The organism is Afipia broomeae ATCC 49717 (assembly GCF_000314675.2).
Lineage (GTDB): Bacteria > Pseudomonadota > Alphaproteobacteria > Rhizobiales > Xanthobacteraceae > Afipia > Afipia broomeae.
The window spans coordinates 50,658-76,250 of record NZ_KB375285.1; the positions used below are offsets into that span (position 1 = coordinate 50,658).

Sequence of the window (25,593 nt, forward strand, 5' to 3'; positions counted from 1 at the left end):
TCGTCAAAGCGCGAGCATGGATTGGTCGCGGGCGTAGTGAAAACGAGAGACACGAAAGCTTCCGGCCGGCAGGGGACACAAGATGTCCGCCTCGGGGCGCATGGCATCGAGCCAGCCCATACGCTCATTTCGACGTAGCACCGCCATCTGGCGGTCGTGATAGGGCGCGATATCGCCGTTCGATTCGATGGTGATGATCGCATAGGCCTCGGGCCAGTCGCGCGTCGCCGGCCGCCAAATTCCGGCAAAATAAAACCAGTCACCATTCGCAAGCCTGAAGCTGTAGTCTTTACCATTGCTACGATGGCGAAACTCGGTGGCCGGGACGAGGCAACGATGATTGGGAAAGGTTCGCCCCTCGCCGCGTACGACGGTGCAGGGGCGTGCGCCGGTCTCGCCCGGCTTCAGGCCCCACGGCAGTTCGACCATCTCGACCTCGTCGCCGGAGCGTCGAACGATGACGCGGCGTTCGTCGAGTGGTGCATCAGAATTGAAGGCCTTCACGGTCATGGCATTTTAGAACATAATAGGAACACCACGCCAGTGCAATGCCAGGAAAGGGGGAGCGATGTGCAATGACTATCGGCTGATGGTGGATGTCGCCTCGATCGTCGAGGACTTCGCCGATCTCAAGATCAAAATCCGGTTCAGCGAAGGCTCGCCGAACATCGAGGCTCGCGAAGATATTAAAATCACCGACATGGGTCCGATCATCCGCCCGGTCGAAGGCGCGAGCGACGAAGCCGACCTGGTGCAGCGCCGGTGGAGCTGGCCCGGCCAGAACAAGCGGCCGGTCTATAATTTCCGCTCGGATGGTCGCGAGTTCACCAGCAACCGCTGTCTCATTGTTGCGGATGGGTTCTACGAGTTTACTGATCCGGCGGAAAAGGGAAAGAAGAAGAAGGACAAATGGCTTTTCACGAAGCGCGACGAGGCGATCTTCTGCATCGCTGGAATCTGGCGTGACACCAAGGATGTCGGAGAGGCCTACACGATGCTGACGATGGAGCCGGGGCCCGATATCAAGCCCTACCACGATCGGCAGATCGTCATTCTTGAACGCTCCGCGTGGGCTGACTGGCTCAATCCCGCGATCTCGGCGAAGTCGCTGATCAAGCCGCTGCCTGCGGGGACATTGTCTGTCGCACAGGTTGGTTGACGACGCCTCAAGCGCGGACGGGCGTCACGCGCCGACGGGGCGCTGCGCGCCTCGCGGATGTCGTCGCATCCGCAAGCTCGATCCAGACGGGGGCGTGATCGCTGCTCTTTTCCCATCCGCGTACCGCAACGTCGACCTGAGCGTCGACGAGGCGTTCGGCAAGCGGCGGGCTGAGCAGCAGATGATCGATGCGCAGCCCGGCATTTCGTGCAAACGCATTTCGAAAATAATCCCAGAAGGTGTAGATGGCCTCGTCGGGATGGAGCGTACGGAGCGCGTCGGTCCAACCTTGTTCGAGTAGCCGGAAATAGGCTGCGCGCGCTTCGGGAGCGAAGAGAGCGTCGTCGAGCCAGCGCTCGGGCTTGTAGACGTCGAGATCGGTCGGCATCACGTTGAAGTCGCCTGCGAGCATCACCGGCTGGCCCGTGGCGAGAAGTTCGCCGGCATGCGCGATCAACCGGTCGAACCAGCGAAGTTTGTAATCGAATTTCGGACCGGGCTTTGGATTGCCATTCGGCAGATAGAGTCCGCCGATCAGGATGCCGTTGACGGCTGCCTCGATATAGCGGCTGTGGCTGTCGTCGGGATCGCCGGGAAGGCCGCGGCGGGTTTCGTGGATCTGTCCGACGCGGCTGAGAATGGCGACGCCATTCCAGCTCTTCTGCCCCTGCCAGATCGCGTCGTAGCCGAGATCGCGGATCGGTTTGTCCGGAAATTTCTCCTGCGGCGCCTTCAGCTCTTGGAGGCAGACGATATCGGGTTGCGATTGTGCGAGCCATCGCAGGAGAACGGGGAGGCGGCCATTGATGCCATTGACGTTGTAGGTCGCGATTTTCATGGATTAGATATCGGGCAAAACTTGTTCGGCACGGCCCCAGCCTGCCAGGGTTTTGGAGCTCGTGCGGCGCACCAGCTCCGGTGCATCGCCGATGTGAAAATGCGCCGGCGAGTCGATGGTCTTCATCTCGCCCCAGCTTATCGGCGCGGCAACCGAGGCGCCGGCGCGCGTGCGGGCGCTGTAGGGCATGACCGCTGTCGCGCCGCGCTGGTTGCGCAGATAGTCGACGAAGATGCGCCCCTTGCGCCGGGACTTTGCAAGCGCCGCAGTGAAATGCTTCGGATCGTTCTGCGCGACCGCCTGCGCGAGGCGATAGGCGAAGTCCTTGACTTGCGGCCATTCGGCTTTCGGCGTGAGCGGCGCGATGACATGCACGCCCTTGCCGCCGGTCACCATCGGAAACGTCTCGAGGCCCATCGATTTCAGGATGTCGCGGAATTGGAAGGCAGCCTCGCGAACCGCCTCAAAATCGAGCCCTTCATCGGGGTCGAGATCGAAGATCAGCCGATCCGCCTTCTCGACATCTTCGATACGCGCGCCCCAGCCATGGAATTCGATCGTTCCCATCTGCACGCAGGTCATGAGCCCATCGGCATCGTCGATATAGAGATAGGGCTCTTCGTGGCCATCCTTCTCGACAATCCCAATGTGGTGAACCGTCTCGCCGAAGCTTCCGGCATCGTGCTTCTGGAAGAAGCATTGCTTTGCGCGGCCCTGTGGGCAGCGGACAAGGCTGATCGGCCGGCTGCCGATCCAGGGCAGCATGATCTCGGCGACAGCCGCATAGTGGTCGGCGAGCTGGCCTTTGGTGATATTGGCTTCCGGATAAATGACGCGGTCGCGGCTTGTGATGACGACCGTGCTTGTCGCCGGCGCCGGCAGTTCGGCGGCGTGATGCTCAGTCTCGAGCACGACGGCCTCGGGCTTCTTGTCCTCGCGCAGCCCGAGATAGCTGGGGTGCCGAAGCGTTCCCTCGTTGGTCATCTCGGTATAGGCGATCTCGGCCACGAGCCTCGGCCGCAGCCAATGCGCGCCGCGGACCTCGGCGCGTGGTGCCTCGACCGTCGCTGCCTTCTGTTCGAGTGGCGCCATGATCTTCATCAGGCGCGCGAGTTCGGCCGTATCGAAGCCCGTGCCGACCTTTCCGGCGTAGCGCAGCGTGCCGCCGTCATGGACGGCGAGAATGAGCGACCGGAAGGCGCGGCTCTTGTCGGACGGCGTCCAGCCGGCGATGACGAATTCCTGCCGCTTGATGCATTTGGTTTTCACCCAGCTGCCGGCGCGTGCGCCGACATATCGCGAGTTGGCGAGCTTAGAGACGACACCCTCGAGCCCGGCCGCACAAAAGCTCTTGAGCAGTCTCTCGCCGTTTCCCTGGATATGATCCGAGTAGCGGATGTGGGTGCCCTTCGCGGGAAGAATGTCCTTGAGCTTGGCTTTTCGCTTGAGAAGGGGAAGGCTGGTGAGATCATCCCCATTGAGTTCGAGCAGATCGAACGCGAAATAGTCGATGCTCGCCGGCGCGCCCTTCAGCGCGCCCTGCAGCTTCTGGAAATTCGAGCGCCCCTCGGGATCGAGCACGACCGCCTCGCCGTCAATCAGAGCAGAGCGGACCTTGAGCTTACGGGCATCGGAGAGAATCGAGGGAAAGCGGCCGGACCAGTCGAGGCCCGAACGGGTATAGGCACGCGCCTCGCCCCCGCCGACGGCGACGAGCGTGCGATAGCCGTCATATTTCATCTCGTGAATCCAGCGGTCGCCGGCCGGGACCGCGTCGACCAGCGTAGCGAGCTGAACGGGACGGAATGCCGGCGCCACCGCGGATGTTCGCGCCGACGAAGACTTCGTCTCGCGTGCGGTCGATCTTGCTTTTGTTTTGGGCGTCGTCGCCATAATCGAACGACCTGTCCTTTGATCGCGTAACTGTCCTGGATGAACAGCCTTTCGCCGCGCTGCGTTTATTTCTTCAGCTTTTCGGCGGCTGCGTTGAGTTTGTTGCGATCATTGCCGATCCGCTTGATCAGGCCCTCGGCTTGGTCCTTCGTGATGCCGTGCTTTTTGGCGAAATAACTGACTTCGTACCCTTCGCCGCCGGCGACGCGCCGACGGTCGGCATTGCCTCGTTTCGATTTGTCGTCGGCCATTTGCATCTCCCTGGGGCTGGATCGGTCCGTTGCGTTGATTTCCGATCCTTATGGTAATTGCAGCGGTATTGTTGATCGGCCCTCGAATGCTTTCAACTGTGAAACGGATTTAGTTTCGCGGCCGCCGCTAGTGGAAATTTCGCGTTTTCACCTTGATGGTGTCGATATGGAGGTCTGGCACATAGATGTCGCGCGTTCGCACCGCCCTCGGCGCCCGCTCGCGTGGATCGGGGGCCGAACCGCCGTTGCGGACCTGATCGCCGCGACCGTAAGGCAGCGGAAAGCTGGCCTCGCGCTCGCCGACGCTGGCCAGCTCGCCCGACAGGTCGACGATCCGCTGCGCGACCAGATGAACCACGTCGCCCTCGCGCTGGATGCGGCCGTGCACGGCGATCATGCTCGCCGCCATGATGGCGCGGCGATTGGTTTCGAAGACCTTCGGCCAGACGACGAGGTTGGCAATGCCTGTCTCGTCCTCCAATGTGATGAACATCACGCCCTTCGCTGACCCGGGCCGCTGGCGGACCAGGACGATGCCGGCTGCTTCGAGCCGGCGGCCGTCGCGCGATTCCATCGCCTCCGCGCAGGAGACGATGCGCCGACGATGCAGGTCGCTGCGAAGAAACGAGACCGGGTGACTGCGCAATGACAAGCCGACATGCCGGTAGTCTTCGACGACTTCGCCGCCCGTTTTCATCGATCGCAGCGCCACCGCGGGTTCGTTGAGCTCGGCGCTCGATCCGTGATCGCGCGCCGCGGCGGCCACGAATAACGGCAAAGGTTCGTCCCTGAGAGCCTTGATCGCCCACAGCGCCTCGCGCCGGGCGAGACCGAGGGCCGGCCGAAATGCATCTGCCTCGGCCAGGAGAACGAGTGCGGCTTGCGGCACGTCGGAGCGGCGCCAGAGGTCGTCGACCGAGGCGAAGGGTTTATCGGTGCGGGCCGCGAGGATCCGGGCGGCGTGGCCATTGGCGAGACCGCGAACCATCCGCAGGCCGAGCCTGACCGCAAAGCGGCTTTCGTCGCGGGTTGGCTCCAGCGTGCAATCCCAGCGCGAGGCCGTGACGCAGACCGGCCGTACCTCGATGCCATGCCCGATCGCGTCTCTTACGATCTGCGCCGGCGCATAAAAACCCATGGGCTGGCTGTTGAGCAAAGCCGCGCAGAAGACATCCGGATGCCAGCATTTCAGCCAGGCGCTCGCATAGGCGATCAACGCGAACGAAGCTGCATGACTTTCCGGGAATCCATACGAACCGAACCCTTCCAATTGGCGAAACGTCTGCTCAGCGAAATCGCGCTCGTATCCGTTGGCGACCATGCCGTCGATCAGTTTGGTCCTGAACGATGAGACCCCGCCCGTGAACTTGAACGTGGCCATCGATTTGCGCAGCATATCGGCTTCGCCGGGCGTGAAGCCCGCGCAGGTGATCGCCACCCGCATCGCTTGCTCTTGAAACAGGGGCACGCCCAAGGTTTTTCCGAGCACCTGTTCGAGCTCGGGCTTGGGATAATGGACGGGCTCGCGTCCTTCGCGGCGGCGAAGATAGGGATGGACCATATCGCCTTGGATCGGGCCAGGCCGAACGATCGCCACCTGGACGACAAGGTCGTAATAGGTTCGCGGCTTTAGGCGCGGAAGCATCGACATCTGCGCACGGCTTTCGATCTGAAACGTCCCGAGCGTATCGGCCTTCCTGATCATGGCCCCTGAACATTAAAGGGGCACAGATATACGGCAGGCGGATCATGGGTTGAACGGGATGGCTCGGAACCCGTTTTTGTCGAGAGCCGGCTTTTCTTCCCAGAGGTAATCGCCGGTCAGGTTCACATGCTCCCATGTGAGAGGCGACAGGCTGGACAGCAGATGATCCGGGATAGCCTGTCCTGCACTGCGCAGGGCATCGATGACGCGGCCGATATAGATTGTGTTCCAGTGAATGATGGCGGTGACAACCAGATTGAGAGCGGATGCCCGGATCGACAGGTTTTCCTGACTGCGATCGCGGAAACGGCCGAGACGATGAAGATTGACTGCCCGAACAAGGCTGTTCCGGCTTTCGCCCTTGTTCAATTCAGCGGTAGTTGTCTTTCGCAATTGCTCGTCGTTGATCCAGTCGAGGGTGAAGAGGGTTCGTTCAATCCGTCCCATCTGGCGCAACGCCTGGGCAAGACCGCTTTGCCTCGTTGTCGCCGACAATCGCTTCAGCATGAGCGAGGCGCTGACGGTGCGCGTGCGTAGCGAGGTCATCAGGCGCAAGATATCATCCCAATGCGTCCGGATCAGATCGGCGTCAATCCGGTCACCCATGACATTCTGAAGAATTCCGTATTGTTTGGCCAGTCCGAAGGCGTAGAGGCATCGCCCGTCGAGATCGGGGATGCGCGGCACGAATGCGAAGCCGAGCGCATGACAGAGGGCGAATACAAGATCGCTGACGCCGCCGCCATCGACGTGGTGTCGGACAATATTAAGGCCAGCGTCGGTTTCCAGCAATGCGTCAAGCACGTGAACGGCTTCACTTGCCGTTGCGGCGATGATTTTGGTATGAAAGGGCGCGTAGCGACCAGAGATTGCGGTGTAGAGCTTGATAATCGGGTTGTTTCCATACCTGCCATTGACGCCGCCTGCGACTTCGCCGCCGTCGCCAAGATGGATATGTTGTCCGTCCGACGAGGAAACAGCGTGCGAGCCGAACACTGTTGAGAACGGGGCAGAGTGTTGAGCCTCAACCAGTTTGGCGAGCGCCAGAGCGAATGTCTCCTCGCGAAAATGCCAGATTGCCATCTGCTGTAGCTGGCGGCGCGTGATGCCGGGACAGGCATGCGCCATCTTCGAGAAGCCGAGATTTGTGGCTTCGGCGATCAGCGCCGCATAGAACACCCGCAGATCGGAAGGTGACCGACCGGTCTGGAGGTGCTCGAATAACGAACTGAAGCCGGTCATCCGGTCGATATCGGCCACAAGGTCCGTCAACCGGATTGGCGGCATGGCTGTCGCCACCCGCCTTGCGAACGCGATTGCGGCTTCGGTTTCCGTGCTTCTGACCGCTGGGACCCGCAATCCTTTTGCGCCGATGCGGGTATCGCCTCGACTAGTTTCCAGGCGACGTGTCGCCTCACGCAGCTTTTGATCCAGAGCGTCGGCCTTCTGGGCGAGATAGGTCTCGACATCGATCGGAATCGCGACCGGAATGCGGGCCTCGGCTTTGATGACGGCAAACGTCTGGTGCGAGATCATGTACTCGTCGAGTGCGCGGTAGGCGCGGGAACCCCTGATCCATATGTCGCCGGCGGCAATCCTGTTTTTCAGCTCGACGATGAGAAAGAGTTCCAGCATCTTCCGGTCGATCACGTCATCAGCGCCGACGATTTCCTTGCGCCATCGCGCATTCGCCAGCAGCAACGCCTTGCGGATCCAGGGCCGATCGTTTGATCTGGCCCCTTTCCTCCAGGCAGTTTCCATCTGCACAATAGCTTCAATGATATGTACGTTTCGGCGGTTTCCTTCAAAGGTGAACGAGGCCAGAAATGCAGCCGCGAACCGCCGGATGCGAGCATATTGAGCCGGCAGGTAGGTGATCAAATCATCCTCGCTGCGAGGCCTTCTCACTGCCTTCGCCGAAGCTGTTGCCTGAATGAGCTCTTCCCAGCTCGCGACAGTGGTCACCGCCTCATCAAGAGAAAGCCCAGCTTCGCGTTGGGCGGTTATGGCTTCGCCAAAATTGACGAAGAAATCGAGTGCGGATGTCGCCGACGATGCGGTTTCGAGGAGTTGCTTGTCACGGGCTGCCTCTGCCTGCCGAAAACTCTTGCCAATCAACGTCTCGAACATGCTGATCGCCGCGTCGGTGAGTGCTATTTCCATTTCCAGAAAAAACGCGGCCAATGTCGCGTGACGGCGGCCTGGCCGCATCTGCTCAAAATTCTGGGCAGTCAGACGACGACCTTCCTGTGCCATCCGACGAACACGGTGAGCCGGGATCGCTTGAAGCACATCATTGGGGACACCGACATGACGCACGGCCTCCAGTCGATCTATCAATCCCCGCATGGCCGTTGCCCCGGCTTTACCGGGAGGTTCTCGCAACCAGGATATGCCGCTCTGTTTTGCGCGTCGTCCCGCGCCGAGCAATGTTTCCATCCGAAGAACAAGGTCCGGCGTCAATCTTCCGGCGACATCGGTATACAGCGCCTCCTCGGCTTCAGTGCAAGCCTGCCCCGCCAACCGTTCGAGCACGGTAATGCCGGGAATAATGATGCGCCTCCGCCGCATCTCGTCAGCCAGTGTTGCAACGACAAATTTGTCTTTCGTCGAAGCGATCGCAATGCCGCGTGCAAATGCAAGCAGATCGGCGCGCAACGGGTGTGACAGTTCAGTGAAGCCATAGTGCTGGCGCAGGATGGCGAGCTGCTCATAGCGGGTTGGTGCTCTCCGTGCAAAAGTGGAAAGTGCCTCTGGCTCGATCCCGAGTTGTTCGGCCAGAAACGACAGCGCCACAGAAGGGATGACTTCCCCCCGCTGAATCAGGCGGCCGGGATAACGAAGAGCAGAGAGCTGAAGCGCTAATCCCAACCGAGTGTCATCATGGCGTCGAGTTTCGATAAGATGGCGATCATCGTCATCGAGGCACCAATGCCGGATCAGAGTGTCGTCATCAATGGGAAGAGCAAGGAAATTCTGCCGTTCGGCATCCGTCAAAATCATCCGGCGGGGCATGGGTACTCCGTTCGTCACAAAAAGATCGGAGATAACCGTTCATGGAGCTTACATTGCAAGACGGGTTATGTGACAATCTACAGACTTTGGCGCGACCAAATGAAGAATGTCACACAAACGGACGTATAAATGACATTGTTGATCGGATACGCACGGGTCTCGAAAGCTGATGGCAGTCAAGCCCACGACCTGCAGCGCGACGCCCTGATCAGGGCCGGCGTTCTGCCTGACCATATCTATGAGGATGCAGCCTCGGGCCGCCGCGACGACCGACCCGGTCTTGAGGCATGCCTGAAGGCGCTGCGTGTTGGCGACACACTCGTGGTTTGGAAACTGGATCGGCTCGGCCGTGATCTACGTCATCTGGTCAACCTGGTCGGCGATCTAACCAAACGCGCCATTGGTCTGAAGATATTGGCTGGCGAAGGCGCATCGATCGACACCACCACTACCAACGGCCGACTGGTATTCGCCATCTTCGCCGGGCTGGCTGAGTTCGAACGTGAGTTGATCGTCGAACGGACTAAGGCAGGCCTGGCGTCAGCCCGCGCCCGAGGGCGCAACGGCGGCCGCCCCTTCAAGATGACGCCAGCCAAGCTGCGGCTTGCCGCCGCATCCATGGGACAACCGGCAACCAAGGTGCGCGATCTCTGTGCCGAACTCGGAATTACCCGGCAGACGCTCTACCGGTTTGTCGGGCCAGAAGGCGAGTTGAGAGCCGATGGTGAAAAGCTGCTCAGTCGTCGCAAGCGCGAAACCTGAAGTATGCGAGGGGGACAGCTTCGTGCCTTCTCCGGCCGCTCCCGGACCCCTTTCGGACCTTGGTTCGAGAAAGTTGTACGGCAAGCCATGAGCCACTGCGGCCTTTTCCGGCAGAGGGCAGGAACGTCGCGGTGGAGTGGAATTCTGCGCTTTCGATTGGTTGCCGAGGGCGGCTTGGTTGCCACTTTGCGGACATTCGCCACAGGAGAAGCTAGCCAGATCGACTAAGAAACACGAACCCATGACATGGGTTGATGGAGCTGGGCCGCCTTCAGCTGACCGCAGAGCGCATGCGAAAACAGATCGCCTGTACCCACGCTCTTTGACGTCGCATTTAAGCTCCTCACTCAATCATCGAACCGGTTGAGCGACCGCTTAGACCGTGCGAAATACGCGTTCATGACCAACAAAACGCGCATGTAGCCGATTCGAGAGGCGCTGACGTCAGCGAGCGGATACCGTCTCATTGCAGTGAGCGTTCAATAGATGCTGGGCGAAGGCCGGTATAGGCATGCCCGAAATGCCGGTGCGCCAAGCGACAAACAGGTCCTTTCGTAGCGGCGGGTCAGGGAAGGGTAAGGCACGCAGGCTTCCGGCCCGCACCTCGTCCGATACGGCTGACGCCAGAACTAGAGAGATGCCAACTCCAGCCTTTACCGCCTGCTTGACAGCCTCGGTGCTACCCAACTGTAGGGAAACCCGCGGCATTTGAGCGTGATCGCCGAAATATTTCGCAAGCATCCGCCCGGTCCCGGTGCCAGGTTCGCCGCCGAGAAGCTCAAATGCGGATAACTGAACCGGATCAATGTGGTCTTGAGACGCCAATGGATGATCGGGCGGAACGATGACGACGACGGGCTCGCTTCTCCAGCGCTCGACTTGGCAGCCGTCGCGGTTGTCCCACCATTCCAACACGGCCACATCTATTTCGACATTCTCCAGTTTCTCGACGATGGACGGATTGCGGTCAATCACCATATCAAAAGCCGCTGGATCGCGGCCTTCCAGATATGACCGGACATAGGGCTGCAGCAGATAGATTCCGATATTGGAACTGGCACCGATCCGCGTGCGCTCCCCAGAGACCGCGGCGAGTGCACGCTCGTTAACCCTAAGGATGCTCTGGGCATAAGGCAGAAAGTTCATCGCTTCCCGCGTCGGCTCGCACCCCGTTCGGGAGCGATGGAATAGCAGGACACCCAGCTGCTCCTCAAGCTTCTGGATATGTGATGAGGCCGTCGGCTGAGCGATCCGAAGATATTCTGCGGACGCTTGAAAGCTCTTATGCTTCGCCAGGGCCAGAAATGTCCGCACCCATACTAGATTCAGCATTGCCGATCTAAGCCACTTGTCTCGGATTGTTGACGGCATCCATTGGCGGCTTACCCGAAAGGGCCTGCAGGATATTTTCTGCAGCGCGCAGTTCGATTGCCAAGCGAACTTTCTTAACAGCAGAGCCAATATGCGGGCTGAACATCGTGTTTGGGTGACCCAGCAAGCCCGGAGCGATCTCCCGCGGTCTGTCTTCGCGAGCCCAATCCTCCAGCTCGAACACGTCGGCGGCATACCCGCCGAGCTGACCGCTGGTGAGCGCAGTTAGAACAGCAGCTTCGCTCACGACAGAGCCGCGGCATGGATTCACGAGGTATGCGCCTGGTTTCATCAGGGCGAGCGTCCTGTCGTTGATCAGATGGATGGTGTCTGGGGCCAGCGCCAGGGCCAGGATGACGATATCGGATTCGGATAATACCTCCTCCAGGCTGCGCCGAGCAACACTAGGTCGAGCTTCGCCGCCGGGTGCTGGGATCGGCACCCGGTCGTTGTATAGCAGCGTTGCGCCCCAGCCATTCAGCCGTTCGGCGATGGCTTGCCCAATCGCCCCCATTCCGAGAATACCAATGGCGGACCCCGCGATGCCCAGGCCGAAAAACTCCGGCCGCCAACCGGCGAATTTGCCGCAGCGGACCCTGGCATCGGCCTGGATCATCTTGCGGGTGAGGCCGATGGTAAGGCCGATGGCCAACTCAGCCGTCGGCACGGTCAGGAGGTCAGGCACGATGCTCAGCCAGATGCCCCGGGCCGTACAGGCCGCGACATCGAAGTTATCGTAGCCCTTCAAGGCCGCGCCGATGACCTTCATCTGCGGGCAAGCTGCCAGGAAATCGGCGTCGACCCAGTCCGGCATGAAGGCCATCATTGCATCCGCCGTGCCGACACGGCGGCGAATCTCTTCGCGGGGCAGGGTTTCCATAGTTTGATTGGGAGTGACTTCACAATGGTCACAGAGGAGATCCAAGGTTTCCTGATGCACTTTGTGGGTGATGACGACGCGCGGTTTCACGATGGCCGGTCCTTACTTGAATTTCTTCCGCAAATAGCCGCTCAGGCCATCGACGATTGTCACCATTATCAGGATGACGAGTAAAATGGCGCTGACTTCTTGATACAACATGATTCGAAGCGATCCCATCAGCTCAAACCCAATACCGCCTGCGCCAACCATTCCCATTATCGTGGATGCGCGGAAGTTATATTCCCAGCGATAGACGGATACGTCTGCGAACTGCGATGACACTTGTGGCAGGACGGCGTGGAACAACACTTGAACCGGAGTTGCACCTGCGGCGCGCGCAGCCTCTATGGGGGCCTCATCGACATGCTCAATTGCTTCCGCAAAAAACTTGCCGACCATACCGACCGAATGCAGGCCTAATGCCAGAACGCCGGGTAAAGCACCAAAGCCTACGGCAGCAACGAAAATGATGCCCATAATCAGCTCCGGGACCGAGCGAAGAGCGTTTAGCAGGGTACGGGCGACATGAAATACGATCGTGTGCGGCGACGTGTTCCGGGCAGCAAGAAAAGCCAGCGGAAATGACAGAAGCACCGCTATTGCCGTTCCGGCAATACTCATTGCCAAGGTGTCCACCAGCGGCTTGAGCCACGCGCGCGCATTGGTGAAATCCGGCGGCATCGCCTCGCGGGCCAGCGTTAAGATGGCCGGAACCCCGTTTGCCAGGGTCCCGAAATCCAGAAGACCAACATACCAGAATGCAACCAGCACAATAGCGAGTACCGCAGCAACCTGGGCAGACTGCCGGATCCACGCCCGACTGTACTGATCGAGATAATGGTTTGTTGTGTTGATTGTGGTTGCGCCGAGCGTCGTCATCACGTCCTCACATCGCTCCGAAGTCGATTCCAAGCAACTTTCCCATATCGCGGATCACGTCGTAATCATTGTCCGTGATCGGGGCGAAACCGTCCGCCTTGAAGTTCTTCAGAACTGCGGGGTCCTTCAGGTTCACGAAAGTGGTGCGGATCTTGTCCTTCAGCTCCGGCTTCAGGTCGGAGCGCATCGTCCACGGGTATTGGGGATATTCCTTGCTGTAGGCGATGACCTTGACCTTGCCTGCGTCGACGAGCTTTCTCTCAAGAAGAGTTTTCCAGATCACCTCGGAAAGGCCCCCGACTTCCGCATTGCCGTTGGCGACATTCACCGCAACCGCATCGTGGCTGCCGACGAAGTGCTGCTGGTAATCGCGATCATTCACGACACCGGCTTCCGCCATCAACGTCTTCGGAATCAGATGGCTGGAGGTGGAAGCGCGATCGCCGAAAGCGACCTTCTTGCCCTTGATGTCGCTGAGCGAATTCACATTGGCATTCGCGTTGGCAATGACGACAGAGCGGTAAGTCGGCTTGCCGTCGCTGACCATTGCCGCAAACGGCTCGATATCGGCTTTGCCCTTGGCAAGCACGTACGAGAGCGGACCGAAATAGGCTATGTCGATCCGGCCGAAACGCATTGCCTCGATCATCGACGAGTAGTCTGTTGTCACAACCAGATCGACCTTCTTGCCCAGTTCCTTCTCGAGGTAGTCCTTGAGCGGTTGATTGCGCTTGATCAACTCGGACGCATTCTCATCCGGTAACAGTGCGACCTTTAAAGTCTCTGGATTCGGATTGGCGGCGTGGGCTGGCGCTGCCAGCCCCATGGCAAGGGCGGCAGCAATGGCAAATTTCAGCAGGCGGTTCATAGGGACATCTCCATCTCAGGCGTAAACGGTGGCTGGGCGTAGGCGGGGTTACTCGTCCGGCTGGGTGCGATTGGCTCACGGCGGTGCCCGGCGTATATCGCGGCGAAATTGTCGTCATTGAGCTCATCAGGAGCGCCGTCAAACACAACATGTGCACCGGCAAGGCCAATGATCCGGTCTGCAAAGCGCTGCGCGTATTCCAGCTGGTGCAGCGACACGATGGCGGTGATGCCGTCTTCTTTGCACACCTGGCGAAGCAGTTCGAGGATCTTCTCCGAGGTGGCGGGATCGAGGCTGGCGACAGGCTCGTCGGCCAGAATGATGTTGGGCTGCTGCGCCAGCGCGCGGGCAATCCCGACACGCTGCTTCTGGCCGCCAGAGAGCTGATCGACACGCGTCATGGATTTGTCGGCCAGACCGACGCGCTCGAGGCAGTGGAGAGCCAGTTCCAGGTCCGCGCGGGGCAGCGGGAAGAAACTGCGCAAGGTATTGTGATAGCCGAGTCGGCCGGTGAGGACGTTGGCGAGGGCCGTATGTCGCTCGATCAGCTGATGGTGCTGGAAAATGAGTGCCGTTCGGCGCCGGTGCTGGCGGAGTGCGCCGGTCGGGCCAAGGACACCGAAATCCGATGAGACAATCTCGCCGGAGGTAGGTTTAACAAGGAGGTTCAGGGAGCGCAAAAGTGTCGATTTCCCCGCACCCGACAGGCCGAGTAAAACGGAGAACTCGCGCTGGAAGAAATCGAGGGTGGTCGATCTGAGCGCCACCACTCCGCCTGAATAGGTCACACCGACATTTCTGAGCCGCAACACGTATTTGCGGTCGGTCTCGGCATCGCTGGGCTTCATGGATCACCATCTGTAATGTGAATGACGCAGAGATTGCGTTTCGCAATACAGTAGGGCTCGTGGATGACACTTCGATGTCAAGGTCGCGAAGGTTTTGTGACTCTATCCGTCAGTGAAGTGACCCTTCGCCGCGTGCAAGGCGGACGATGCTGCATTGCGGCAAGGTTGTTACATCCGCAAATGTCTCATTTCCGCGTTCAAACCTAGGTGCTTGTGTTGTGAATGGCGTCTCGTTCCGATGGGCGAGACGAACGGCAAAGTTCCACCCTTCTACGACCTTCGACTGTGGCGCGGAAGCCCGTCGCTGTTCGTGATCTGAACTTTCTACCGTATATCTGTGCCCCTTTAATGTTCAGGGGCCATCATGGCGTAGGTACGAGGATCCTCGGCAGGAATCGTCGCAAGGTCGAGCTCGACGCCCTTGTGGTGCGCGAGCAGATCGAGACCCTTCTTCATGCAGGTGAGCATGCCCAAGGCGAGGACGTCGACCTTCATAAATCGCAACGCGTCGATATCGTCCTTGTCCCACTCGATGACCTGCCGGTCCTTCATGCTCGCCGGTTCGATCGGCACGAGATCGTCGAGCCGATCGTGGGTCAAGACAAAGCCGCCGGGGTGCTGTGAGAGATGTCGTGGCGCGCCCATGAGCTGGCGCGCGAGATCGAGCGTCAATCGCAGCCGTCGATCGGCAAGATTGAGGTTGAGCTCCTCGACATGGCGATTTTCAACGCCTTCCTCGGACCAGCCCCAAACCTGGCCGGAGAGCGACGAAATCAGATCTTCGGGCAGGCCGAGCGCCTTGCCGACATCGCGCAATGCGCCTTTCGTGCGATAACGGATCACGGTCGAGCACAGAGCGGCATGATCGCGGCCGTAGGTCTCGAACACCCACTGCATGACGATCTCTCGCCTTTCGTGTTCAAAATCGACGTCGATGTCGGGCGGCTCGCGGCGCTCTTCGCTGACGAAGCGCTCGAACAACAGGTCGTTGCGTCCGGGATCGATCGAGGTGATGCCGAGAACGTAGCAGACGGCGGAATTCGCGGCCGAGCCGCGTCCCTGGCACAGGATGTCGCGTGAGCGCGCGAACCTGACGATGCTGTTAACCGTCAGGAAATACGGCGCGTAGTCGAGTTTGTTGATGAGGCGCAGCTCGTGCTGGAGGACAGCGCGCACCTCGTCGGGCAGCCCTTCGGGATAGCGCGTCGCCGCGCCCTCCCAGGTGAGCTTTTCAAGCGTCTCCTGCGGCGAGAGCGAAGGATCGTCGCGCTCCTCCGGATATTGATAGGCGAGCTCGTCGAGCGAAAAACGGCAGCGATCGGCGATTTCAAGCGTGCGCGCCAAAGCGTCGGAGTAACGCGTGAAGAGGCGATGCATCTCCTCGGGCGGCTTGAGAAAGCGATCGGCATGCCGCTCGCGCCGATCGCCGAGCGCGTCGATCGTGACGTTGTGCCGGATGCATGTGACAACGTCCTGCAGGATCCGGCGATCGGGCGCGTGGAAGAGGACGTCATTGGTCACGACGGTTCGGACCTTCGCGGCCGCAGCGGCGTTCGAGAGCGCGTGAAGCCGCAGTTGATCGTTCGGCCGGCGCCGGAGCGTGAGCGCCATATAGGCGCGATCGGCGAATGCGTCGTGCAGCTGGCGCAGGTGCAATCGGCAATCATCATCGGCCGTGTCCGGCACGAGCACCACGATGAGGCCCTCGCCGTAAGCAACGACATCGGCCCATCCGAGGCTGCACTTGCCCTTGCCGGCGCGTCGCTTGCCTAGCGAGAGCAATCGGCAGAGCCGCGAATAAGCGGACCGGTCGCTCGGATAGACCAAGAGCGACATGCCGTCGGAGAGATCGAGGCGGCAGCCGACGATCAGGCGCACGCCGGTTGCCTTCGAAGCTTCGTGTGCGCGCACGATGCCGGCGAGGCTGTTGCGGTCGACGATCGCGAGCGCCTCGATGCCCTGCACCGCCGCCTGGGCGAAGAGCTCGTCGGCCGAGGAGGCTCCGCGCAGGAAGCTGAAGTGCGATGTCGTTTGCAACTCGACATAGCGATGGGTGCTCATCCGAACACCCCGTGCATGAACCAGCGATGCGATCCGGTCGCAGCGTCTTCGCCGTCGCCGGCGCGATACACCCAATATCGCTCGCCGGCCTCGTCCTCGAGCCGGAAATAGTCGCGCACCGCGACGAGTTCGGCATCACGCTTCCACCATTCGCCGAACACGCGCTCGGGCCCGTCGGCCCGTCGCACACGGCGGCGGATACCACGCCAGGTAAAAGTGACCGGCGGATGGTCGGGCAAGAGCGCGACGGTCTCAATCGGCTCGGGGCGCGGCAGCAGGCGGGCCGGTCGCGGCCAATGGCCCGGCCAGGTGGCGCCGGTATCGGGCGCCATCGCAGGAATTCGAGCGACGGCCCGCTCGGGCACGTCGCTCGATAGCGGCGCCGCGCGGTAGATGGCGCGCTCACCGACGCGGTTGGCCAGCGTGTCGATCAGGTCAGACACATCGGGGATGGCCTCTTCGATGAGCGCGCTGACGGTCTGCTTGCGGACCAATGGTTCGGCGATGCTTGCGACGAGGGTCAGGACTTCAATGCCGAAGCCGGGATCGATCGTCTCGATCCTGTCGCACAAGAGGCGGGTGAGGCGCTTCGCGTCGCGAACGGGCACAGCCATGCCGACGCGGATTGCCTGGCGCTGGTTGTCGACGCGCCGCAGATGAAGATCTAGCCGTCGCGCACCGAGGTCGATTTCCTCAAGGCGTTCGCACAGCGCGACGACGAGCTTGCTGATGTAACGCGCGATGGTCTCGGCGGCGCCGATCGGTTCGGCAAAACTGCGCCGGACCTCGATGAGATCGGCCGGCCGAACCGGATCGATCGGCTCCGCCGCCGCGCCGATCGCCTGATCGAGCCGCCGCCCGAGCTCGGGACCGAAACGAAGCGTCAGCGGCGCACGCGGCTGCAATAGGAGGTCCCCGATCCACTCGAAGCCGAGCACACGCAGATCGTGGGTCGTGGCGGCGGGCAGGCGCAGCGCTTCCAGCGGCAACGGCGAGACCGTCGCCGGCCCATGCCCGGGTGCTGCCACGAAAGCTGGCTGCGCGAGATAGCGGGCGAAGGCGTGCGCGGCGCCCCAGCTGTCGGCGACGGCGGCCCGCGCGGCGATGCCGGACATGGCAAGGCGCCCGACGAGCGCATCGAGCATCGCCTCTTCACCGCCATGGAGATGGTCGGCGCCCGTGGTGTCGATCACGATGCCGTCGTCGCCATCCACCGCGACGATGGGGGCAAAGCGTTGCAGCACCCATAAGGCGAGGCGCTCGAGCGCCTCGAAATCTGCGACCGGATCGGCATCCTGGATGAGCAAGTCCCGTACGAGGACCTGCGCCTTCGCGACCGCCATGCCAGGCCGCAGGCCGGCCGCTCGCGCGGCGGCATCCGCCGACACCACCACGCGCCGGCTTCCTTCCCGGCCGATCAGGATGAGCGGGGCCTCAAGCGGAGGCGCCGCGTCGCCGCCCTTCCGCCGCAGCCGGTCGGTCGACCAGCTCGGCAGGAAGAGCGAGGCAACCCGTGTCATCGCAAGCCTCCAACTCGAAATCTGCACTCTCGCCCGCGCGGGCGCGGATCAATTCGACGAGCCATCGATGACGGCCCACACCGGGAACCGGAAGCGGCGACGAGGGCAACACCGAAATTCTCCAGCGCGTCATGGCTGCGGTCGGTTGCCCGAAATCGGCTGCCTCGGTCTGGCGCCGCCAGCGCCGGAGCGCGATACCGATCGTACCGGCTCCTTCAGCGGCGAGTTGGAGTCGCCGTGACGCAGTCATCGAGAGACGCGCGACCTCGCCAACGACGGCGCCCAGTCCGCCATGACGAAGACCCTCCTCCATGCAGGCGAGAAGCGACTTGTCGTCACCCGCCTCGACGTAGATCACCCTGTCGGGCGGCAAACCTGCCTGGGCAAGTGCGGGCGCGAAAAGGTCTGGGCGCGTGATACACCACAGGACCTTGCCTTTCGTCCGCGCTGCGACGCCGCCGGCGAAGAGGGCTGCGGCCGCGCCGTCAACGGCGCCGAATCCGCCGCCCGCCACCTCGTGCAGAGCGCCGAGTGCCAGCCCTCCGCCGGGAAGTCGTGAGTCCACCTCGGCGATTCCGAATGGAAGCACCGATTTCGCGCGCGGGGTTCGACCCTCGATCTTCTCGATTTGCGCGCGCAACGACTCTATGGCGGGCTGCGGCCGCACGTTGATCCTTGACCTCCTGCGATGGCTCTTGCATCATGTTCTCTATTTGTTCTGTGTTGTTGGGGCGAGAGTCAAGAGCGGTTGAGCGAATCGCGTCTGAGGTGAGGCGATCGGGACGCGAGAAGGGCTTTGCCTTTGCGGGCGGGGCTGAGAAAATCGCCGGTGTTCGTTCATCCAGAAGCATGATGTCGCCGCGGCTGCCCTACGATCTGCCTCGCAGCCTCCAACTGCCACCCCAGAAAAAGGGGTGATGATGCCGGCTCAGCCTTGCGGCAGCTCATCCGGCCATCTTTGGGCGCCGTGCAGGACGCGCAGAATTCGGATCGTCTCAGCGGTCACGGCGTAGGCTGCCACATAGGGCGTGCCGGTGATGACGAGCTCGCGCGTGCCGGCGACGCGGCCGGGACGGCCGCTCTCCGGAAAGTCGACCAAGCGGCGCGCTGCGGTGGCGATCCGCTCGTCGACGGCGATCGCCGCGCGCGGATTGTCCGCTTCGATATGGGTGAAGATGCCGTCGCGATCGGCGAGCGCGAAGGCCGACCAGACGAGTTTCACGATCCGCCGGCGGCCTTGCGCCGGGCGTCCGCGCGGCGCGCGGCGAAATGGGTCTCGGCCTGCTCGTCAGGCACGTCGGGGCGCGTATCCTGCAGCGCATCCTGCACCTTCATCCGGAACCAGGCGTCATGCGCCTCGCTGTTGGTGACGAGTTCCAGCGGAAGCGCGCCTTCATTGGCGGTTCGGGTGAGCAGGATGCGCACGGCGTCCGACACCGTGAGCCCTATGCCCTCGAGCACGGCGGACGCGCGGTCTCGTACGTCAGCGTCGATTCGGGTCTGGACAAGCGCATTTGTGGCCATGATCGCCTCCTTTCCAAGGAAATGTAATGCAATTGAATGACGAATGCCAGCCCCAGTCAAAGGCTGGATCGGAGAGCATCAGGCCGCCTCCGGCACAGTCACCGCCTGCGGCTGCAGACCATGCAGATAGGCGCAGGCCCGCTGCGCGTGCGCGGCGGCCGAGAAGATGAAGCGCCTGTCGTTGGCGAGGACCGCGAGCCAGGATGCGAGGTAGCTCGCATGATCGGCGCGCGGCTCAAGCTCGGGGACGATACCGAGATCGGCGCTGACGAAGCAAGCGCCCAGATCCGCGATCAGCTCTTCGCGAGCGCGTTCACTGCGGTCGCTATGATAGCGCGAGAGATCCCGGTTGAGCCGGTGCTCCGCGCCTGCCCAGTGCACCGTCTCATGAGCCAGCGTGGCGTAGTAGCTTTCCGGGTCGCGGAACGAGTCGAAGGGCGGCATCTGAATGAGATCGAGCGATGGCGCGAAGAACGCTTTGTCGCCGCCGTGCCGGATGACGGCGCCGGTGTTGGCAAAGAATGCGTCGGCATGGGCGATGCGCTGCGCCGGCGCTGCGGGCGCCGCCGGCCGGGCGTAGAAGCGCTCCGGCAGGCCCTCGATCTGGTCGACGCAAAACACGGCGTAGGCGCGCAGAAACGGAATCGCGCGCTCCACCTCGTCGCCATGCTCGTCGGTCTCCGTTCTCGTGAACCGATTGGCGTAGACGACGGTCGTGCCGGTCTCACCCTTCCGGACATTGCCGCCGAGCTCGAGGGCCTGCTTGAACGTCATCCAGATCGGCGAGGCGAAGCCGCGCGCCACGGCCTCCGACCAGAGCAGTACGACATTGATGCCCTGATAGGGCAGGCCGTTGTGGCGCAGGGGCCGCGTGATGCGTCCGGCGCCGTTCGCGGCGCTCCACGGCTGAATCCACGGGCGAACACCGCGTTCCAGGTCGGCGACGATGCGATCTGTGATCCGCGCATAGACGTCGACGCGGGACTTTGTTTCCTTACCAGTCATGATTCGAACCTCCGTTGGAGGCCGCGCCCATCGCGGCCCGTCACGGCGGTCCGCCGCGGAGGCCCGCACGGCCGCGCATCCGGTTGAGGTTCATGAGCGAGATGACTGGCGACGCGCCGGACCGGAACGTCAGTGGAGGACGGCCACGCCGTTGCGCTGCCGCGCAGGCCGGAGCATGGACCGAAAGCCGAGACGGGCGGCGATGGCCGCCCGCATTTCTCCTTTCCGCCCTTCTTTTCGCGTCCGCGCTGCGCGACATGAAAAAAGCCGGTCCCGAAGGACCGGCCGGAATTGGTCGGAGAGGAAGAAAGGCGGGGCCGAAGCCCCGCCGGCGGCATCACTCGAATGCCGCCATCTGGACCTCGGCCGCCTTGCGGCTGACGGTCTCGCCGGGATGCTCGGGCTGACGCTCGAACGGCTTCCAGCTCTCGCCGACGACGTGCTCGTAAGCGGCGATCGCGCCTTCGGCCGCCATGCGCAGGGCGTGCGCCTGCACCCCGACTTCGGCGGCGAACTCGCGCTTGCGCTGGGCCGCGGAGTCGAAGCCGACGGGTCCGTCGAGGTCCTCGTCGCGGGCGTCGTTGGCCAATCGCGCCGTCGCCTCGCGGGCGTCGGTCACGGCCCGGCTGTAGAACTGCCCGGCGCCGTGGGCGGAGCCGACATAGGAGCCGACGATTCGCTGCAGGTGGATCTGCATGGCGCGTTCGCTGAGGCCCTCGCCGAGCACGTCCGCAGTCTCGGTGATGAGCCGCTGATGCAGATCGCGGATGCCGTCACTGTCGAGGATGGTGAGACCGAAGCTCTCGGCGATGCGGGTGGCCTGCGCTGCGTCGGGGCAGACGAGCCGGATCATTTCGACCGTGGTGCCGCGGCGAAGCTGGACAACGCGGGCGCTGGGGCGGGATGCGCGAGCGGTCTTGGTCATGGGAGTGTCCTTTCCTGGTTGCGCCGTCGGGGTCGATCCGGCCCCTGCCGGACCCCCTTCGGGTGCGGTCGCCCGGCGCCGCCGGCACGAGGGCCGCTTCAAGACCCGGAAGCCGCCAGGCGAGCGAGGTCCGGTTGCGGACAAGCGGGGCTCCAGCCCTGCGCAGGCCGCGGCCGGGCCTTGTCGAGATTGGCGGGCTCCGGCCGCTTGCGGCTTGGTCTTGAAGCGGACCGCCGGGGGCGTAGACCGCAGCAAACCCGAGGGGCGGGCCGACAGGGTGCGGGCCGGGTTGGCGATGCCGGAAAGGATGGACCTGGCCACGCCGATCACCACGCTCACGACACGCCGTGCCGCTTGCATGCGCATGGCGATGACGCGCGATGCGGCTAGATCAGCCCGCCGCGCTGCTCTCCCGGCCGACAAGCGCGCCTGCCATCCTCGACAGCGGCGGCGTCTGCCGGCTGAGCCGGCCTTGACCCGCATGGCCCGGCGCCGCAGCGTTCACGCAATGCCTCGATCGCCGCATCCTGCCGGGCGAGCTTGCGCGACAGGGCGTCGATCTCGGGCTGGCGCTCGGCCGTGATGGCGGCGAGGTTCGAGCGGTAGCGCTCGAGGAACGCGCTCGGATCGGCGGGCTTGCCGTGGCGATATGCGGCACGCTTGCGACCGAGCTGTGGAATCAGCGCCGTCATGCGACGGATGATCTGCCGGTCGATCATGTCGAGCTGGCGCTGCGTCTGGCGGCGCGCCTCTTCCATGCGCGAGAGCTGCGCGATGCGTTGCGGGGAAGCTGTCATCGCGCCCTCCCCTGCCAGCCGATGAAGCTCGACGGGCCGGAATGGACCGGATGACGCGCCTCATCGACGACGAAGCCGAAGCGTCCGACCTGGTACTCGCCGGACGGCACGAGGAAGCGCCGTTCCTCGGTGCCCGCACCACGGCGGCCGCCGGGCGTGGCGACGACTTCGACAAAGCCCGGCTGCTGATCCGATGTAATCGCCGATACGACGATCCAGTCGTCGGCGTGCCGCTGCTCGAAGGCGCGGCGATCCTTTTCAAGAGACTCGCCGGGCTGAAGGATCGTGCCGAAGATCGCTTCCCAGGCGTCCGGCCAGCTATCCTTGATCGTGCGCTCGGCGCAGCGCCGCTCATAGCTGGTGAAGAGATGCGGGAAGGTGAGCGCGACGATCGCCCAGCCTGCATCTTCCTCGTACCAGCCGCCGCGCGACCGCAGCATGGAATGGACCTTGCGATTGCGCTCGGCTGAGAGGTGGAAGCCGCCATGACCGGCGGTCGAATGGCAGACGACACCCTCGGCATAGAGGGCCGCGCCCTGCGAGCGGCCCCACGGCGTATTCGCCGTGGAGCCGATCTCGCGGCGGCCGAGCGCGCGCTTCTCGCGCTGATGCTCCGCGTTTTCCGCGACCTTGCAGCGGAACGCCACCTCGTCGGCGAGCTCGCCGGCATGACCGTAAAAGTCGGATCGCTTCCATTCGGCCATCGGCCGGCCGATGCGCCAGCCGGTGGCGAGATAGTGCCGGCCATCGCGCGCCGGCAGCATGGCGAAGGCGGTGTCGGCGACACAGGCGACGAGAATGCCCTCTGCTGTGCGGCCGAACGCGATCGGCGGAAATGCGGTCGCAGAATCCGCGATCATCGTGGTGGAGGGTGCGGTCGTGCTCATGCGGCCGTCCTCCCCTCCACGACGGCGGCGGCAACCTCGTCGGCCGAGATCTCGCGCAGCACAGCGTTCGGGTAGCCATGCCGCGTCAGCCACTCCTGCGCGTCGCCGCGATGGCTGGCGAGATAGACCAGCTCGCCGTCGTCGCCCGGCCGGTCGAGCACCTGGACCGAACCGACCTTCGGTCGTTCGGTGACGACGAACTTCAGACTGCTGTCGACCGAAAACGTCCGGTGGACACGGAGCACCACGACGCCGGCGCTGCCATAGTCGCCTGCATGCAAGGTGATGCTTGCGCCGATGACCGTATTGCCGGCCCGGCGCTCGGCCTGCTTGCGGATGAGGCGACCAGCGCTGTTGTTGTTCTCCCAGGCGGAGAACTTCCTGCGATGGCGTTCCGGCGGGCGCGGCGCGCCGTCGGAGAAGCGAATGATCGAGCCAAGCGGCGCGAGGTCATAAATCAACTGTGCGGACATGATGTCCTCCTTTGCGGATGGTGGAAATGAAGCCGCCGCCGGCATGGGCCGGCGGCGGCGGTCGTTCGGGAGAGAAGAAGGTCGGCGCTATTCCGCGGCTTCGCGGAAGGCCTCGTCGTCAGCGGCTTCGCCGCCATCCTCGCTGTCTTCGATCGGCTCGTCGGACTCGTCGTCTTCGGCGACGGCGTTCGACGCGATCCAGCTCAGGAGCGCGGTCCTGTCCGGGGCGAACAACGCGGCCGGATGGACGAAGCGGCCCTCCTTGAAGTGCTCGACCAGGGCGGCCCGCGTGTCCTTCACCTTCTGGCGCGGCAGGACCGGCGTATCCTTGCACGAGCCCTCCAGCGCGACGCGCGACAGACACGACAGGAAGTCGTCACTGCCCATATTCGGCAGGAAGTTGTCGGCGCCGACGACATCGCCGGCGACGCGCGCGACGATGCCGCTGTCGGTACGGTTCTCCCGGCACGACAGCACCTCGGCGAGGATCGACCGTGCCGCGACGCGGAGCGCGTCGTTGTCGAGCACGAGCTGACCTTCCTGATCGAACAGGTTCACCGCATGGCGAGCGATCCGGCGATTGCCGTAATAGGTCCCGGCGCTGGCGGACGCGACGGAGACGTTCTGACCGGCGAAGGCGAGGATCAGCAGCGCCATCAGCGCATCGTCCTCGATCGGCGCACGGGCGAGCGCCTCATGCAGCGCGTCGGTGCGGAAGTCGCCGATCATCTCGACGCCCTTGCGCGTCACGTCCGGACGCGGCTTCGAGATCGCGCCGGTCTCATCCGCCGCATCAGTGCCGGCGGACGCGCCCTTGCCCTTCGGCTTCTTCGCCGTGGGCATGCGGTAATGCACCGTCTGCACGCGGCCGTCGCGGTCGAGATACATGGCCGTGCAATCGCTCTTCGACGGCTTGCCATAGACGCGCTCGGCCTTCGGCGGCAGCTTCACCTCGCCATAGTTCGTCGCCTCGGCGATGATGCCCTTCTTCGGCAGGTTCGCCGCCATCCACTCCTGCTGCGCGCCGAGGAAGGCCTCGACGTCCGTCGTGTAGCGGCTATCCTCATCGGCCGGCGCGAACAGGTCCTCGACCCACTGGATGCCGTAGGCCTGGGCGAGGTCGTCGCCGAAGCTCGCATGACGTGCGTACATGCGGGCCTTGGTCAGCGCCTGCGCGACGCTCCACCACGACACCTGCGGATCGGCCTTGAACGGCTTGTGTTTCTTCCAGACTTCCTTCTGCTCGTCGGGCGAGGCCGCCGCGATCGTGCGGAGCTGACGCTCGTCGGGCATGTCGCCCTTGGCCATATGATCGAGCATCGCCGGCAGCACATTCGCGAGCAGGCGGAGCTTCCTGACCTGCCGCACCGGCAGCGTGAGGGCGACGCCGATCGCCTCTTCCGTCCAGCCGAGCGCAACAAGGCGTTCGATCGCGCGCCACTGATCGACCGGGTTCAGCGGCTCGCGCGCGATGTTCTCGACAAAGGAGCGCATGGCGCCGTTGTCGTTCGCGGCGTCATCGACGAGCACGTCGATTTCCTCGAGGCCCGCGGCGATGGCGAGGCGCACGCGGCGCCGGCCGGCGTTGATGAGGAAGCCGTTGCCGCCATCGGCCTGCTGCGACACGACGGGCGGCTGCACGATGCCGACGGCCTTGATCGAGGCCAGCAACAGCGCGTCGGCCTGCGGCGTCGACTTGGTCTGGCGCGAATGGTCGGGATTCTCGACGAGCGCGCGCGGATCGACTTTCAAGAGATACATGGGATGCTCCTTTTCGGGGTTGGCGGACCGCGCCTCGCGGCCCTTCCTCGTCTTCTTTCCGAAGACACCCCCCGGCCCGCGGAGCGGTCGGGCCGGCACAACTGCGGCCGAGCAGCCCTGCCCGGCCGG

The 25,593-nt window shown here is 63.0% G+C and carries 23 protein-coding genes and 1 pseudogene; 2 read left to right on the forward strand and 22 right to left on the reverse strand.

Annotated elements, in window-relative coordinates:
- Positions 1–3 precede the first annotated feature (3 nt).
- Positions 4–510: an SOS response-associated peptidase family protein gene (locus HMPREF9695_RS24765; protein ID WP_024921644.1), complete on the reverse strand. Its 507-nt coding sequence runs from the start codon at positions 508–510 to the stop codon at positions 4–6.
- Positions 511–568: 58 nt separating this feature from the next.
- Between HMPREF9695_RS24765 and HMPREF9695_RS24770 the strand changes: the two genes are divergently transcribed.
- A complete protein-coding gene (locus HMPREF9695_RS24770) occupies positions 569–1,159 on the forward strand; it encodes an SOS response-associated peptidase family protein (RefSeq protein ID WP_006023676.1) in 591 nt (196 codons plus the stop codon).
- 7 nt (positions 1,160–1,166) lie between these two features.
- Here the strand turns inward: HMPREF9695_RS24770 and xth are convergent, their stop codons facing one another.
- The 5 genes and pseudogenes from xth to HMPREF9695_RS24795 form a co-directional block, all read right to left on the reverse strand.
- Positions 1,167–1,997, reverse strand: a complete 831-nt coding sequence (gene xth / locus HMPREF9695_RS24775; protein WP_006023677.1) for an exodeoxyribonuclease III — start codon at positions 1,995–1,997, stop codon at positions 1,167–1,169.
- 3 nt (positions 1,998–2,000) lie between these two features.
- Positions 2,001–3,815 (reverse strand): DNA ligase D, encoded by a 1,815-nt coding sequence (gene ligD / locus HMPREF9695_RS24780; protein ID WP_202988751.1) that lies wholly within the window; start codon positions 3,813–3,815, stop codon positions 2,001–2,003.
- A gap of 140 nt (positions 3,816–3,955) precedes the next feature.
- Entirely contained in the window at positions 3,956–4,141 is a 186-nt protein-coding gene (locus HMPREF9695_RS24785; protein ID WP_006023679.1) for a DUF3606 domain-containing protein, read from the reverse strand.
- A gap of 127 nt (positions 4,142–4,268) precedes the next feature.
- Positions 4,269–5,849: pseudogene (locus HMPREF9695_RS24790) on the reverse strand (helix-hairpin-helix domain-containing protein); the annotation flags it as partial.
- A 39-nt stretch (positions 5,850–5,888) separates the two neighbouring features.
- Positions 5,889–8,861: a Tn3 family transposase gene (locus HMPREF9695_RS24795; RefSeq protein ID WP_006023681.1), complete on the reverse strand. Its 2,973-nt coding sequence runs from the start codon at positions 8,859–8,861 to the stop codon at positions 5,889–5,891.
- Between the two features lie 135 nt (positions 8,862–8,996).
- On the opposite strand from HMPREF9695_RS24795, the gene HMPREF9695_RS24800 reads away from it, so the two are divergent.
- Positions 8,997–9,623, forward strand: a complete 627-nt coding sequence (locus HMPREF9695_RS24800) for a recombinase family protein (RefSeq protein ID WP_024342673.1) — start codon at positions 8,997–8,999, stop codon at positions 9,621–9,623.
- Between the two features lie 444 nt (positions 9,624–10,067).
- Here the strand turns inward: HMPREF9695_RS24800 and HMPREF9695_RS24805 are convergent, their stop codons facing one another.
- From HMPREF9695_RS24805 to HMPREF9695_RS24885, 16 genes are all read right to left on the reverse strand, one after another.
- Positions 10,068–10,955, reverse strand: a complete 888-nt coding sequence (locus tag HMPREF9695_RS24805) for a LysR family transcriptional regulator (RefSeq protein WP_006023683.1) — start codon at positions 10,953–10,955, stop codon at positions 10,068–10,070.
- A gap of 7 nt (positions 10,956–10,962) precedes the next feature.
- Complete coding sequence (locus tag HMPREF9695_RS24810) at positions 10,963–11,964, reverse strand: phosphonate dehydrogenase (RefSeq protein ID WP_006023684.1); 1,002 nt, start codon at positions 11,962–11,964, stop codon at positions 10,963–10,965.
- A gap of 12 nt (positions 11,965–11,976) precedes the next feature.
- Positions 11,977–12,795 (reverse strand): phosphonate ABC transporter, permease protein PhnE, encoded by an 819-nt coding sequence (phnE, locus tag HMPREF9695_RS24815; protein WP_006023685.1) that lies wholly within the window; start codon positions 12,793–12,795, stop codon positions 11,977–11,979.
- A 7-nt stretch (positions 12,796–12,802) separates the two neighbouring features.
- Positions 12,803–13,663 carry a phosphate/phosphite/phosphonate ABC transporter substrate-binding protein gene (phnD, locus tag HMPREF9695_RS24820; RefSeq protein ID WP_006023686.1) on the reverse strand — a complete coding sequence of 287 codons (861 nt, stop codon included), beginning with the start codon at positions 13,661–13,663 and terminating at the stop codon, positions 12,803–12,805.
- Positions 13,660–14,511: a phosphonate ABC transporter ATP-binding protein gene (gene phnC / locus HMPREF9695_RS24825; protein WP_006023687.1), complete on the reverse strand. Its 852-nt coding sequence runs from the start codon at positions 14,509–14,511 to the stop codon at positions 13,660–13,662. Before phnC ends, phnD begins: the two co-directional genes overlap by 4 nt.
- Before the next feature lie 345 nt (positions 14,512–14,856).
- A complete protein-coding gene (locus HMPREF9695_RS24830) occupies positions 14,857–16,572 on the reverse strand; it encodes a PHP domain-containing protein (protein ID WP_006023688.1) in 1,716 nt (571 codons plus the stop codon).
- A complete protein-coding gene (locus HMPREF9695_RS24835) occupies positions 16,569–18,092 on the reverse strand; it encodes a Y-family DNA polymerase (RefSeq protein WP_006023689.1) in 1,524 nt (507 codons plus the stop codon). The genes HMPREF9695_RS24830 and HMPREF9695_RS24835 overlap by 4 nt, the downstream gene beginning before the upstream one ends.
- Positions 18,007–18,759 (reverse strand): ImuA family protein, encoded by a 753-nt coding sequence (locus HMPREF9695_RS24840; protein WP_024921641.1) that lies wholly within the window; start codon positions 18,757–18,759, stop codon positions 18,007–18,009. Before HMPREF9695_RS24840 ends, HMPREF9695_RS24835 begins: the two co-directional genes overlap by 86 nt.
- Before the next feature lie 261 nt (positions 18,760–19,020).
- Entirely contained in the window at positions 19,021–19,314 is a 294-nt protein-coding gene (locus HMPREF9695_RS24845; protein WP_006023691.1) for a type II toxin-antitoxin system RelE/ParE family toxin, read from the reverse strand.
- The gene (locus HMPREF9695_RS24850) at positions 19,311–19,616 is read right to left on the reverse strand and encodes a type II toxin-antitoxin system RelB/DinJ family antitoxin (protein ID WP_006023692.1); all 306 of its coding nucleotides are present in this window, start codon (positions 19,614–19,616) and stop codon (positions 19,311–19,313) included. Before HMPREF9695_RS24850 ends, HMPREF9695_RS24845 begins: the two co-directional genes overlap by 4 nt.
- A gap of 78 nt (positions 19,617–19,694) precedes the next feature.
- On the reverse strand, positions 19,695–20,621 hold the full coding sequence (locus HMPREF9695_RS24855) for an ArdC family protein (RefSeq protein ID WP_006023693.1): 927 nt from the start codon (positions 20,619–20,621) through the stop codon (positions 19,695–19,697).
- A gap of 337 nt (positions 20,622–20,958) precedes the next feature.
- Positions 20,959–21,546 carry a hypothetical protein gene (locus HMPREF9695_RS24865; RefSeq protein ID WP_006023694.1) on the reverse strand — a complete coding sequence of 196 codons (588 nt, stop codon included), beginning with the start codon at positions 21,544–21,546 and terminating at the stop codon, positions 20,959–20,961.
- Positions 21,547–21,932: 386 nt separating this feature from the next.
- Positions 21,933–22,343: a hypothetical protein gene (locus tag HMPREF9695_RS24870; protein ID WP_006023695.1), complete on the reverse strand. Its 411-nt coding sequence runs from the start codon at positions 22,341–22,343 to the stop codon at positions 21,933–21,935.
- Positions 22,340–23,230 (reverse strand): DUF7007 domain-containing protein, encoded by an 891-nt coding sequence (locus tag HMPREF9695_RS24875; RefSeq protein ID WP_006023696.1) that lies wholly within the window; start codon positions 23,228–23,230, stop codon positions 22,340–22,342. The genes HMPREF9695_RS24870 and HMPREF9695_RS24875 overlap by 4 nt, the downstream gene beginning before the upstream one ends.
- Entirely contained in the window at positions 23,227–23,703 is a 477-nt protein-coding gene (locus HMPREF9695_RS24880; protein WP_006023697.1) for a hypothetical protein, read from the reverse strand. The genes HMPREF9695_RS24875 and HMPREF9695_RS24880 overlap by 4 nt, the downstream gene beginning before the upstream one ends.
- A gap of 87 nt (positions 23,704–23,790) precedes the next feature.
- On the reverse strand, positions 23,791–25,464 hold the full coding sequence (locus HMPREF9695_RS24885) for a ParB/RepB/Spo0J family partition protein (protein WP_006023698.1): 1,674 nt from the start codon (positions 25,462–25,464) through the stop codon (positions 23,791–23,793).
- Between the last annotated feature and the right edge of the window lie 129 nt (positions 25,465–25,593).